The following is a 12,819-nucleotide window of genomic DNA, read 5'->3' on the forward strand; positions in this document are numbered from 1 at the left end:
AGATCGCGGGGATCAAGATGGTCGAAGCCTATCGCAGCCAGTATGGCTCCGACTTCATCAACGTGATGCCGACCAATCTGTACGGCCGCGGCGACAATTATCATCCCGAATACAGCCACGTCGTCGCCGCCCTGATCCGGCGCTTCCACGAGGCGAAGGTTTCGGGCGCCAGGAACATCGTGGTCTGGGGCACCGGCACACCGCGGCGGGAATTCCTCTACGTCGATGACCTCGCCGACGCCTGCATCCATTTGATGAAGACCTATTGCAGCGGCGAACTCGTCAACATCGGCCTCGGCGACGACATCACCATCGCCGAATTCGCCCGGCTCGTTGCCGCGACCGTCGGCTATACCGGCGAGATCAGCTATGATACCTCGCGGCCGGACGGCACGCCGCGCAAATTGCTCGACGTCAGCCGCCTCGCCAAGCTCGGCTGGCGCGCCAAGACCCGGCTCGAGGATGGCCTCAAGCTCGCGTATCAGGCTTACCTCAGCGAATCCAAGCAAGCGGCGGAGTAGCCGCATCAACTGTGCTTGTCTCCACGACATGCGGCCCCATCAAGGGAGCCACATGTTCTGGGCAAACTGTACCTCAGCATCCATTACTGCCGATGGTCACGATCTGATTTACTCGATCCAATTGAACTGCGCCTCCGTCCCGTCGTTAGATGACGAACGCGAAATCGGATGACGAGAGCTGAGTCACTCCAACGATTCGAAACGTATCGGTTCCACCCGCATGATGAACGGTCCATTCGTCATCGACATGGGTCAAGTAGGCGCTGGCGTCGTACCCGCTCAGGACCAACTTGTCACGCTCGGCTGTTGAGTTCGTGAAGACATGGAAATCTGCAATTGTGTCATGCCCGCCGCCGATGGAGTATTTGAACGTATCGTTTCCTGCACCGCCAAAAAGCCAGTCATTACCGCCAGCGCCATCGAGAACGTCATTGCCACTGGAACCTACCATTCGGTTCGCTAGCGCGTTGCCGGTTCCAGCGAGCCCCTGCATCAGACTCAGATTTTCGACATTGTCCGCAAGCGCATACGACACCCACGCCTGGACCGTATCAACACCATCTCCGGGCCTTTCAACAATGCTCGTGTTTGCGGACCCGACGACATACGTGTCATCGCCCGACCAGCCGACCAGCGTATCGCCAATGCCACCCGTTTTCAGATTGTCGTTCATGGCCGTTCCATAAACGAATTGCGAGGGCCCCGTCGCGTTCCACCAGGACGTCGGCGTCCCGCTGGTCGGCAGGGCGCCAGGCAATTGAAAATCGTCACTCACAAAATCCGCAACATTCGTGTCGCGAAAGACCAAGGTGTCGTTGGTTGTCAGCTTGAGGTATACGTCAGCTCCTTGCTGGGTCATTCCAAACTGGATGTCTGCAAACGACGCAAACGCGAACCCGCTCAAGCTGACGACGTCGTGCCCGGCTCCGGAACCGGCATCTAAGTCGGTAATGATGTCCGAACCGTCCCCCTTGCTGATTGCAAAGGTGTCGCTGCCGTTCCCGCCCGTCAGCACGTCGTTTCCCAGTCCGCCGGTGATCACGTTAGCAGCATCATTTCCGGTTATGATATTGGCCTGCCAGTTACCGGTCGCGTTGATCGCAGCAGAGTCGGTGAGCGTGAGGTTCTCAACGTAATCTGACAGCGCATAGGTCGCGGACGATTTGACCGTGTCGACGCCTCCACCGACACTCTCTGAAACCTTGGCGTTCAGATCCATGACAATATAGGTATCATCCCCCATTCCGCCGGTCATGGTATCAGCGCCCCCGGCTCCGTCGATCAGGTCATTGCCGGAGGTGCCAATCAGAGTATCTGCACCCGACGTTCCAACAAGGGTGTTGGTCGCAGCATCACTTACCCGAAGTGAATAGTTGGCAAGGGTATACTCCGACAACTGGTATGCCTTGATCGCGTCGATGGACATCGTCGCTGTCGATCCCGCGGCGGCTGTTCCGGCCCAACCGCCCATGGCCAGATTGGCGATCATGTACATTGACGTATTCATGTCGGACGGTGTCGGCGCCCGGCCTATTTCCGTGCCGTCCACGAAGAAGGTCAGCTCGTATGGCGTCCATTCAACGGCGAACGTATGCTGTCCCGCAGTGAGATTGCCGGTGTTCGCCCAGGATCCGGCGCCCGCAGCTGACCCGGTCGAGGAGTGGATCTGCCAGTGAGCCGAGTCAGGATTTTGTCCAAAACCTTCGAGAACATCCAGTTCGGTGCTGTAGTGACCGTTCAGGGGTAAAAGCCAGAATGCCGGCCACGCCCCGGTCGTATCGGGGAGAGTGGCCGTCATTTCAAAATAGCCATAAGTCTGGACAAAGCTGTTCTCGCTCGTGATCATTCCCGTCGAAAACTGAGCGCCACCGACATATGCGAAATCGTCGGAATCAATCGGTCGCGCGGTGATGACGAGTTGACCGTCCTTCAGCGAAAAGGGATCGATTCCAAGCGTAGTTGCCGCCTGCGTTCCAGGCAGGCCCAAAAAGCTGCTGTCAACATAAATGCCCTGTTCACCGGCCAGCAAGTAGCTCGCTGCGCCACTCCAGGCGTAGCTCGTGCGCCAGGTCAAGGTGGGATCTTGACCTGCTGAGATGTAGTTGAAATCATCGTTGAAGGTTTGAACCAAGCCCGACGCCGGCATTGAGATGTTGACATTACTGGCGGTGAACGCCTGCACGCTGGTATTTTCCAGCGTGACTGTCTCGTTGTTGCCGAGTTTAAGAATGACGTCAGTACCGATCTGCGTCATGGCAGCTTGAACGTCGGCAAATGTCTTGAAATTTGTGCCGCTGAGCTGAAGAATGTCGCCGCCTGCGCCGGTAGCGAAATCGATAATGGTATCGGTGCCGCTGCCGGCGGCGATAACGAACGTGTCTTTACCGGCTCCGCCAGTGAGAACGTCGTTGCCAAGTCCACCGTCGAGCCTGTTGTTGCCGGCGTTGCCAGTCAGGATATTGCTGAGATCGTTGCCGGTCGCTGGCCCGGAAGTACTGCCCGTCAAGGTCAAATTTTCAACGCTCGGCGCGTTGACGAGACTGTAACCATCATATCTGGCAGCAAAAATGGTATCGATGCCCTGCCCGGACTGTTCCACGACCTTGGTGTTGTGGTCGTAAACGACATATCTATCGTCTCCCCCACCTCCCGCGAGCGTTACCCCTGTGCCGGTTGCCTGCAAATAGTCGTTTGCCGAACCACTGACCAGCGCGCTGTCCGCCTGAACTGCTGTGAGCGTTGTGTTGGCTGCACCACTTGCTGGAAGCGGATTGTCGAGAACCACATTTGCTGTCACCAACGATGACAATGCGACGTTCTGAAGCGTAAGCTTTTCGGTGCTTGATAGATTAACGACAGTGTCGGATCCCACTTGCTTGGCCACAGCGAGGAAGGTCGCGAACGTCGAAAAACCGTAGTTCTGGACCCGCAGCACGTCGCCGCCAGCGCCAGCCTGAAAGTCGCTGACGGTGTCCGATCCATAACCTTTCGAGACCACGAAAAGGTCGCCGCCGCCGCCCCCGCTCAAGAGATCGTTTGCCGTGCCGCCAAACAGAATGTCGCTTCCGGAAAGCAGGTCGGCTGCTTGCGCGGCCGTTGCATTGCCGACTGCTGTCAGCGTCAAGCTGGCGGTCGAGCTTGCACTCAGCGAGCCGTCGGAAGCGGTGTAGCTGAAGCTGACCGGCCCGCTGTAGTTAGCCGTCGGCGTGTAGTTCCAGGTGCCATTGCCGTTGTCGACGATGCTGCCGCCGCCGCTGGCGACGCTCACCGCGGTGATCGACAGCGACGAGCTGTCGACGTCGGTGACCCCGGCCAGCATGGTTGCAGCATCGAGGGTGTAGGCGGCGCCTTCGGTGCCGTCCACCAGCATCACCGGCGTTGCCACCGGCGCATCGTTGACTGCGGCAAGGGTCAGGCTGGCGGTCGAGCTTGAGCTCAGCAGGCCGTCGGAAGCGGTGTAGTTGAAGCTGACCGGCCCGTTGTAGTTGGCGGCCGGCGTGTAGCTCCAGGTGCCATTGCCGTTGTCGACGATGCTGCCGCCGCCGCTAGCCACGCTCACCGCGGTAATTGACAGCGACGAGCTGTCGACGTCGGTGGCCCCGCCCAGCAGGGTGGCGGCGGTAATGATGTAGCCTGTGTCCTCGGTACCCGCCGTCAGCGTCAATGGGGCTGTCGTCGGTGCATCGTTGACTGCTCCCAGAGTCAGGATGGCGGTCGAGCTCGAGCTCAGCGAGCCGTCGGAAGCGGTGTAGTTGAAGCTGACCGGTCCGTTTTGGTTTGCCGCCGGCGTGTAGCTCCAGGTGCCGTTGCCGTTGTCGACGATACTGCCGCCGCCGCTGGCCACGCTCACCGCGGTGATCGACACCAACGAGCTGTCGACATCGGTGACGCCAGCCAGCAGGGTTGCGGCGGTAATGGTGTAACTGGTGTCCTCAGTGCCCGCCGTCAGCGTCACCGGCTTAGACTCCGGGGCGTCGTTGGCTGCGGCAAGGGTCAGGCTGGCGGTCGAGCTTGCCTTCAGCGCGCCGTCGGAAGCGGTGTAGTTGAAGCTGACCGGTCCGTTGTAGTTAGCAGCCGGTTTATAGGTCCAGGTGCCGTTGCCGTTGCTGACGATGCTGCCGCCGCCGCTGGCCACGCTCACCGCGGTGATCGACAGCCACGTATTGTCGACATCGGTGACGCCGCCCAGCAGGATTGCGGCGGTAATGGTGTAGCTGGTGTTCTCGGCGCCCGCCGTCAGCGTCACCGGCGTTGCCACCGGCCCATCGTTGACCGCCTTCAGGGTCAGGCTGGCGGTCGAGCTCGAGCTCAGCGAGCCGTCGGAAGCAGTGTAGTTGAACTTGACCGGCCCGTTGTAGTTGGCGGCCGGCGTGTAGCTCCAGGTGCCATTGCCGTTGTCGACGATGCTGCCACCGCCGCTGGCGACGCTCACCGCGGTGATCGACAGCGACGAGCTGTCGACGTCGGTGACGCCAGCCAGCAGGGTTGCGGCGGTAATGGTGTAGCTGGTGTCCTCGGTGCCCGCCGTCAGGGTCACCGGCTTCGACACTGGCGCGTCATTGACTGCGGCAAGGGTCAGGCTGGCGGTCGAGCTTGCCTTCAGCAAGCCATCGGAAGCGGTGTAGTTGAAGCTTACCGGTCCATTGTAGTTAGCAGCCGGTTTATAGGTCCAGGTGCCGTTGCCGTTGTTGACGATGCTGCCGCCGCCGCTGGCCACGCTCACCGCGGTAATCGACAGCCACGTATTGTCGACATCGGTGACGCCGCCCAGCAGGGTTGCGGCGGTAATGGTGTAGCTGGTGTCCTCGGTGCCCGCCGTCAGCGTCACCGGCGTTGCCACCGGCCCATCGTTGACCGCCTTCAGGGTCACGCTGGCGGTCGAGCTCGAGCTCAGCGAGCCGTCGGAAGCGGTGTAGCTGAACTTGACCGGTCCGTTGTAGTTTGCCGCCGGCGTGTAGCTCCAGGTGCCATTGCCGTTGTCGACGATGCTGCCGCCGCCGCTGGTCACACTCACCGCGGTGATCGACACCGACGAGCTGTCGACATCGGTAACCCCGGCCAGCAGGGTTGCGGCGGTAATGGTGTAGCTGGTGTCCTCGGTGCCCGCCGTCAGGGTCACCGGCTTTGCCACCGGCGCGTCGTTGACTGCGGCAAGGGTCAGGCTGGCGGTTGAGCTTGCCTTCAGCAAACCGTCCGAAGCGGTGTAATTGAAGCTGACCGGTCCATTGTAGTTAGCAGCCGGTTTATAGGTCCAGGTGCCATTGCCGTTGTTGACGATGCTGCCGCCGCCGCTGGCCACGCTCACCGCGGTGATCGACAGCGACAACGAATTGTCGACATCGGTGACCCCGCCCATCAGGGTTGCGGCGGTAATGGTGTAGCCCGTGTCCTCGATGCCCGCCGTCAGCGTCACCGGCTTTGCCACCGGCGCATCGTTGACCGCCTTCAAGGTCAAACTGGCGGTCGAGCTCGAGCTCAGCGAGCCGTCGGAAGCGGTGTAGTTGAACTTGACTGGTCCGTTGTAATTTGCCGCCGGCGTGTAGCTCCAGGTGCCATTGCCATTGTCAACGATGCTGCCACCGCCACTGGCCACACTCACCGCGGCGATCGACACCGACGAGCTATCGACGTCGGTGACACCGGCCAGCAGGGTTGCGGCGGTAATGGTGTAGCTGGTGTCCTCAGTGCCCCCGATCAGCGTCACCGGCTTCGTGACCGGCGCGTCATTGACTGCGGCAAGGGTCAGGCTGGCGGTTGAGCTTGCCTTCAGCGAGCCGTCGGAAGCGGTGTAGTTGAAACTGACTGGTCCGTTGTAGTTAGCAGCCGGTTTATAGGTCCAGGTGCCGTTACCGTTGCTGACGATGGTGCCGCCGCCGCTGGCCACGCTCACCGCGGTGATCGACAGCGACGAGCTGTCGACATCGGTGACGCCGGCCAGCAGGGTTGCGGCGGTAATGGTGTAACTGGTGTCCTCGGCGCCCGCCGTCAGCGTTACCGGCTTTGCCACCGGCGCAGCATAATTCGGTGTCGTAACGTTCGTCAGCATGATTGATGGCCCTCTCCCGGGACAACCAACCAAAAAGGGAGCAACGAGCACTTAGTGAATTGCCGACAATTGAAAGTATCGCCTGTGGGTTGTTCGGCTCGCTTAACAGCTGCCTAAAAACAGCTTTGCGCTCTTGATGGAGTCTCCGTAAGATTACGGACGCAAGCGTTGCGGATGTTCACCTGCACCCCGCAGAAGTCACTCACGACGCAGTCTGACTCATCTGTGCCATAGACCAGATGCGACCGGAACTTTCCATTGAGGGCACCAATGGACAGCGTCGCGATCACGAGTCCCCGGGTTTATACGGGCATCGCCGCTGCAACATTCGCAATTCATCGTTCGGTCGATCACCACTCGATTCAACGCGAGATGCTCGGCGCACTCGCACTGGCGATCTGCTTCACTCGAAATGCCGACACACGCCAGGCTAACGTCCGATCGCGCAAATCTTAATACGCCAACACTGCTTCTCGTCGGCGCACACGCGCCGACTCTCGCCTTGCCTCGACCCAATCAATATGAGCGATCGCGCTCCCAACGGAGCGCGCTGCCGATTATTGCATCGAGGTTGTCGAACTCCGGATTCCATCCCAACTCCGACCTTGCCAAGGCAGAGTCTGCGACGATTGCAGCGGGATCTCCGGGACGCCGGTTCGAAAATCGGATGTCAAGCTTCTCCCCGTTGACCCGCTCAACGGCGTTCAACATCTCAAGTACCGAGTAACCACGACTGTAGCCGCAATTCGCCGTCAGGTTGTCCCCGCCACTTCTGAGCCGGGCCAATGCAAGCCGGTGTGCGACGGCCAGATCCTGAACGTGAATATAGTCCCGGATGCAGGTACCATCAGCTGTAGGATAATCGGTGCCGAACACCTCGACGAACTTCCGCTTGCCCAGCGCGGCTTCGCTTGCAATCTTGATCAAATGGGTGGCGCCTTTAGTTGCCTGCCCGGCCCTTCCGCGCGGATCTGCACCGGCAACATTGAAATACCTCAACACGGTGTATTTGAGGCCATGTGCGTTCGCTATATCGTTCAGCATCCACTCTGACATCAACTTGGACCGGCCATAAGGCGACTGGGGTCGGAGGGGACTGCTCTCCTTGACCGGTTCAGTTCCGCCGGTTCCGTAAACCGCGGCCGTTGACGAAAAAATGAAATATGGAACTTGGCCCCTGACGGCCGATTCAACCAGGCTTCGCGTCTTGCAAGTGTTGTTGTGATAGTATTCGAGCGGATTAGCGACGGATTCCGGAACCACTATCGATCCAGAGAAATGCATGATCGCATCGATGCCATGCTCGGATATGATCCTACCGACCAGCGCAGAGTCACCAATATCGCCAACGATGAGCCTGGCATTGCGAGATACGGCGGCTTCGAAGCCGGTGGACAGGTTGTCCAAGACGATAACGGTCTCGCCGGTGTCTGTCAGTTCCAGGACCGCCTGGCTGCCAATATAGCCGGCACCACCAGTGACCAGAACGGGCATAATCTACTTTCCAGTTGCTTATCGGACGGGGCTCTCGAATCGAAAATAACGAGAGAACTGTCAGGTGAAAAGGCATTTTTGTGGTAGCCCGCCGGCCGCTCGGCGAGTTTGCCCGGGCCGCCTTTCAGGACGAACCGGCTAGGCCGCGCAGAGCCCAGCGTCCCAGTTCGACGGACACTCTTGGCACAATCGAAACAGCCCCTATCGCAAGCTGGATGGTCGGAAGCAGCCGATGCTCCGCTTGCCAACAGCGACGTACCTCGTTCGCGAATTCATTCGCGTAGTACCTGCACCACACGCGTCGCCCCAGCAGGCGCTCTGTCTCGAGCGCGCGGTCACCGACCGTGTGAACTTTCTGCCGATCGTTGATGCGCAGCACCCATTTCAGCATCGTCGCGTGATTTGCCGACATGTTGTGGCCGTGCCAGCGATACAGCGCGGTAACTTCGTGATGTGAAGCGATGGGATAGCGCAGGGCCATACGGAAATAGACGTCGTAATCCTCGCAACGAGGTAACGTCGCATCAAATCCGCCGATGTCGCAGAGGCTACGGCGATCGTAGACCACTGTCGCATGCATGCCGATGGCATTACCCGTTAGAAAGGTCCTGAATGCATTCGTCCCAACCGCGGAGTACACGTCATCGCCGAGCGTTTCTCCATTCGTGCCAATGCGCCGATGCGCACCGTAGACAAGTCCGGCGCCGGGATTCTCCGCGTGACAGGCCAGCCCGGCACTGACGGCCCTGGGCGTCAAAAGGTCATCCGCGTCGAGGAAGATGATGCAATCGGAAGATGCGGCGCTGAGGCCGGTATTGCGTGCCGCGGCCAGGCCTGCATTGGATTGACGAATGAGACGAACGCCTGGATAGTTGACCACCACAGCGGCAGGATCGTCGGTCGATCCATCGTCCACGACGATCACTTCGTCGAAGCCAACCGTCTGTTTCATTGCGCTTTCGATCGATGCCGGCAGGAAATGGGCCTGCTGATATGTATTGATGACGAGAGCGACCGATTGTGCCGACAACGATTTATCCATCTACTATACTTCCATCACTTGGCTTGCGGCCGCAGGAAGCCTCTCGTCGGCTTGCGATGCATTTCTCGCCTGAGCGGTTAACGCTAATACTGCGACGCAGGCATAATCGACAAAATTGCGGCATACTCAAAACCGTTCAGTTTGTTAGGTTAATTGGTAACATATAGATAAACCTCGTCGCCAGTTGACGAATTTTCAGGTCGTTGAAATCGGCGACATGAGGAGATTTAAGTTTGCGAGACACTCGAAACGATCTTGAGGCTGGCGGGAAGGTCGACTGATGACACCGCTCGTCAGCGTTCTCATTCCAGCGTTCAATGCCGAAGGAACGATCGCGGACACGCTTCGCTCGGCCATGGCGCAGACCTATCGTAACCTGGAAATTATCGTAGTGGACGACGGCTCGCGGGACGACACCGCTAGCATCGTGTCACGACTTGAAACTGATGATTCCCGGATCAGATTGGTTCAGCAAGCTAATTCGGGAGTTGCTGCGGCTCGGAATGCCGCCCTCTCTGCATCGGGCGGGTCGCTGATTGCTCCGCTCGATGCGGACGATCTGTGGCATCCGCAGAAGATCGAGATGCAGGTCAACAGTCTGGGCACGAGCGGTGACGGATCCGGCCTCGATTACTGCTGGTATGTCGACATAGACGAAAGATCTACGATCCTCAGCTGCAACGTCAACCGATTTGAGGGTGACGTCTACGAGGACCTGATATTGGCGAACTTCATCGGAAATTCGAGCGTTCCGCTGATTCGCCGATCCATACTGGAGGCCGTCGACGGATGGGATGCATCTCTTCGCGCAGCAAATGCGCAGGGCTGCGAGGACTGGCTGCTTTACCTCAAGATCGCAGAACGCTCGCGTGTTGCACTCACTCCCGCTTTCCTCGCTGGCTATCGTCAGCTTCCGCACGCTATGTCGCGAAACGTACTTCAGATGAGCCGGTCATACAGGTTGACGATGGCACAGGCTCGTTCGTCCCATCCGGGCATTGCAAAAACATTGCTGGATCGGTCCGCTATGGACTTCGATATGTATATCTCGAGAATGTGCTGGACGTCGGCTCGTCCAGTCGCCGCACTTTGGTTCATGCTACGTTCCATGATGCGCGCTCCCCTTAACTGGCGGCACGCTGCGCGCGTGCTGCGTGAGCTTGCGCAGCATCCCGTCGCAAGACGACGCAAAGCCTTCTCTTCCGACACCACTCCGACGCGCGGAACCATTCACGGCCTTGCGTTCAACTTGCTCCCGCCCGACGCCCAATGTGACCTTTGTCAGATACATCCGACGAATACCAGGAGTGGCGCGAGTTAGGGGCAGCCCCCTTTTATCCTCCTGCAAATTGAGTAAGATCGCCTTGAAAAGCTATAGATTTGAAGATTTTTGGTATCGACATGGCTTCATCAATTCTCGATCAATCCACGGCAGCGCCATCGAACAGGCCTGTATCTGTCATCATGATTTTCTTGAACGCGGAAGCTTTCATGCAGGAAGCGATCGAGAGCGTCGTGGCCCAGACCTACCCCAATTGGGAACTCCTTCTGGTCGATGACGGATCCACGGACAAGAGCTCTTCAATAGCAAAGGGCTTTGCGCAGAGAGACCCAGAGCGCATCCGGTATCTCGATCACCCGGGTCATATAAACCGGGGGATGAGCGCCACGCGAAACGTCGGCATCACAGCCGCACGCGGAGAGTTCGTCTCATTTATCGATGCGGACGATGTTTGGGAGCCAATGAAGCTTGCCGATCAGATCGAGATCATGCGGAGCCATGCTGAGCTGGGAATGGTCTGCGGCACGGTGCTTTATTGGGGAAGCTGGTCGGGGGGGCAGGACTTTCTTGTCAAGACGGGACACCTGCTTGACCGACCAATCCCGCCACCCGAGGCGTTACTTGCGCTGTACCCCTTGGGTAAAGCAGACGCGCCATGTCCGTCGGACGTCATGATCCGGGCAGAGGTTCTGAGGCGGATCGGCGGCTTCGAGGAACACTTCACTGCTGAAAGGCAGGCCTATGAGGATCAGGGATTTTTCACCAAGCTCTACTTGGAAGCTCCGGTATTTTTCTCAAGCAAGCGCTGGCTGAAGTATCGTCAGCATCCCGATTCCTGCCTGACCTCGGTTCGCGATGCCGGACAATATGCCAGCGTTCGCCTTTATTTTCTGTTGTGGTTGAAACGATATCTCGCTGCGCAGGGGGTAGTCGGGCCTCACATCACCGCGGCCGTCGAACGTTCGATGTGGCGCTTCCGCCATCCGGCACTGCATTCCATGCTGACCCTGCCCTTCCGCATTTTGGAGAGAGTTCTCCGAAGAATCGGAAAGAGCCATATCCTGTACGGAAGACAACTGTTCAATCCAACCGATCCTGCGGCTCGCCCGTGAGGCGATGCGGATTTTTTGAAGTCCATTATTCGTCAAGAATCACCAACGCGACGGGTATCAGGTGGCGCAAAGTGCTCCCGAGCTCACCGTCCCATACCCGTTCGCGCTAGCCGAGAACGCGCAATTCGGCGGAATGCGACAGCCGTACAATTCCATGCTCTCGAAGGTACGGCCAATACGCGTCATTCACGGTCGCAGCGACGACGTCGAAGCTGAGACAAGAGTCCGCCGACAGGGTCGGCTCTTCCTCACCCCACGCGTAGAGCGCAAGCCCGGCAGTGTATGTTCCAGGCAATAATCCCAGCGAGCGCACCTTGAAGACGACCTCAATCATCTGACTGAAATCGAATTGGTCCACGCCCTCAGCAAGACTTTCAAAGGCCGAGATCAATCCGCCCTCCTGCTCAAAGATGTGAACCCTCGCCACGCCCCGTCTAAATGGCTGCTTTGCGCCGAGCCGCAGCACAAAGTCATAATCCCCGCCAAACTTCACATAGTCGCACACGGCTTCCGATCCGGCCGCCACGATTCTAAGTTCACCCCAAAGGTCTTCCGTCCCAACGCGGGCACGCGTAGTCTGTCGGGGAGCCGCCACCGCCAGGTAGGAATCTATGACGGAAGACGCGTCGCCGACTTCTTTAAGGGTGCCGCTTTCGAGATATACAGCCATGTCGCATAGCTGACGAACCATTGCCATGTTGTGGCTAACGAAGAGCACTGTCCGCCCCTCCCCTGCCGCGTCCTTCATTTTGGCCAATGATTTGCGCTGGAACTCGGCATCACCGACAGCCAAAACCTCATCGACAATCAGGATATCCGGCTCGAGATGGGCAGCAATCGCAAACGCGAGACGAACATACATGCCGGACGAATAGCGCTTGACCGGTGTTTCCAGGACAGCCCCGATATCGGCGAATTCGATGATCTGATCCAGCTTCGAAGTGATCTCGGCCTTGCTCATGCCCAGTATTGTGCCGTTCAAGTAGATGTTTTCGATGCCGTTAAGTTCGGGATGAAAACCGGCCCCGACCTCGAGCAGACTGCCGATGCGCCCCTTGAGGATGGCCTCACCGGCTTCCGGCTCAGTGATCGAGGTCAGCACCTTCAGCAGGGTCGTCTTGCCCGAACCATTTCGACCTATAATCCCACAAACCTTTCCCGCAGGAACTGAGAACGTAATATCCCTGAGCGCGTAGAATTCATCGCGTGAGATCTGCGCACCAGTATCACTTCCGCGGCCGAACAACCGACGTATCTCCTCACGCAGCGAGCGCATACCGATCGCGCCGCGACGGTACCGCTTCGAAAGCCCCCGAACCTGG

Annotated in this window: 8 protein-coding genes; 4 read left to right on the forward strand and 4 right to left on the reverse strand. The window is 58.7% G+C overall.

All coding sequences use genetic code 11. The features are described from left to right. Positions 1-521, forward strand: a 521-nt coding sequence (locus tag JQ575_RS13055; protein WP_212033600.1) for an NAD-dependent epimerase/dehydratase family protein, incomplete at its 5' end; no start/stop codon positions are given. 145 nt (positions 522-666) lie between these two features. On the opposite strand, the gene JQ575_RS13060 is transcribed toward JQ575_RS13055, so the two are convergent. Beyond that, on the reverse strand, positions 667-6,567 hold the full coding sequence (locus JQ575_RS13060) for a cadherin-like domain-containing protein (protein WP_212033601.1): 5,901 nt from the start codon (positions 6,565-6,567) through the stop codon (positions 667-669). A gap of 270 nt (positions 6,568-6,837) precedes the next feature. On the opposite strand from JQ575_RS13060, the gene JQ575_RS13065 reads away from it, so the two are divergent. Then, positions 6,838-7,023, forward strand: coding sequence for a hypothetical protein (locus JQ575_RS13065; protein ID WP_212033602.1), 186 nt, complete (start codon positions 6,838-6,840; stop codon positions 7,021-7,023). 60 nt (positions 7,024-7,083) lie between these two features. On the opposite strand, the gene galE is transcribed toward JQ575_RS13065, so the two are convergent. Beyond that, positions 7,084-8,061: a UDP-glucose 4-epimerase GalE gene (galE, locus tag JQ575_RS13070; protein ID WP_212033603.1), complete on the reverse strand. Its 978-nt coding sequence runs from the start codon at positions 8,059-8,061 to the stop codon at positions 7,084-7,086. Between the two features lie 124 nt (positions 8,062-8,185). Continuing rightward, entirely contained in the window at positions 8,186-9,103 is a 918-nt protein-coding gene (locus JQ575_RS13075; RefSeq protein ID WP_212033604.1) for a glycosyltransferase family A protein, read from the reverse strand. A gap of 280 nt (positions 9,104-9,383) precedes the next feature. Here JQ575_RS13075 and JQ575_RS13080 point away from each other — a divergent pair, with 280 nt between their 5' ends. Further along, on the forward strand, positions 9,384-10,424 hold the full coding sequence (locus tag JQ575_RS13080) for a glycosyltransferase family A protein (protein ID WP_212033605.1): 1,041 nt from the start codon (positions 9,384-9,386) through the stop codon (positions 10,422-10,424). A gap of 59 nt (positions 10,425-10,483) precedes the next feature. Then, complete coding sequence (locus tag JQ575_RS13085; protein ID WP_212033606.1) at positions 10,484-11,497, forward strand: glycosyltransferase family 2 protein; 1,014 nt, start codon at positions 10,484-10,486, stop codon at positions 11,495-11,497. A gap of 106 nt (positions 11,498-11,603) precedes the next feature. On the opposite strand, the gene JQ575_RS13090 is transcribed toward JQ575_RS13085, so the two are convergent. After that, on the reverse strand, positions 11,604-12,773 hold the full coding sequence (locus JQ575_RS13090) for an ABC transporter ATP-binding protein (protein WP_212033607.1): 1,170 nt from the start codon (positions 12,771-12,773) through the stop codon (positions 11,604-11,606). Between the last annotated feature and the right edge of the window lie 46 nt (positions 12,774-12,819).

This window comes from Bradyrhizobium sp. JYMT SZCCT0428 (genome assembly GCF_018131075.1).
GTDB lineage: Bacteria > Pseudomonadota > Alphaproteobacteria > Rhizobiales > Xanthobacteraceae > Bradyrhizobium.

Bases quoted from the DNA above. Each gene is read 5' to 3' on its own strand.
- JQ575_RS13060 (WP_212033601.1), bottom strand. From the start codon at position 6,567: ATGCTGACGAACGTTACGACACCGAATTATGCTGCGCCGGTGGCAAAG.
- JQ575_RS13065 (WP_212033602.1), top strand. From the start codon at position 6,838: ATGGACAGCGTCGCGATCACGAGTCCCCGGGTTTATACGGGCATCGCC.
- galE (WP_212033603.1), bottom strand. From the start codon at position 8,061: ATGCCCGTTCTGGTCACTGGTGGTGCCGGCTATATTGGCAGCCAGGCG.
- JQ575_RS13075 (WP_212033604.1), bottom strand. From the start codon at position 9,103: ATGGATAAATCGTTGTCGGCACAATCGGTCGCTCTCGTCATCAATACA.
- JQ575_RS13080 (WP_212033605.1), top strand. From the start codon at position 9,384: ATGACACCGCTCGTCAGCGTTCTCATTCCAGCGTTCAATGCCGAAGGA.
- JQ575_RS13090 (WP_212033607.1), bottom strand. From the start codon at position 12,773: ATGCGCTCGCTGCGTGAGGAGATACGTCGGTTGTTCGGCCGCGGAAGT.